The sequence below is a fragment of the Citrobacter sp. TBCS-14 genome (genome assembly GCF_005280805.1).
GTDB lineage: Bacteria > Pseudomonadota > Gammaproteobacteria > Enterobacterales > Enterobacteriaceae > Citrobacter > Citrobacter gillenii.
Genome location: NZ_SZWM01000567.1, coordinates 349 through 559, shown reverse-complemented (window position 1 = coordinate 559; position 211 = coordinate 349). Strand labels below are relative to the sequence as shown.

General features: G+C 55.5%; 1 protein-coding gene. It reads right to left on the bottom strand.

Translation table 11 applies throughout. The features are described from left to right. A partial coding sequence (locus FDX22_RS19945; RefSeq protein ID WP_255432983.1) for a glutamate-cysteine ligase family protein occupies window positions 1–211 on the bottom strand: 211 nt, incomplete at both ends.

The following is a 211-nucleotide window of genomic DNA, read 5'->3' as shown; positions in this document are numbered from 1 at the left end:
GGGAAATCCGGAGAAAATGTTCAGCCGTGCGCAGGCAAAGCGTGTATCGGCAGCCTGCATATAGGGGGAGGCCGCAGAGAGCGCAATAAAGTGGGGGACAAATCGCGACAGGCCGTGCAGCAGGTAAATCGCATCGTCACCGTTGGCACAACCGATATGAACATGCTGACCGAAAACCGTTGCCTGCTGAATAAGGTAGCCGAAGTTCTCC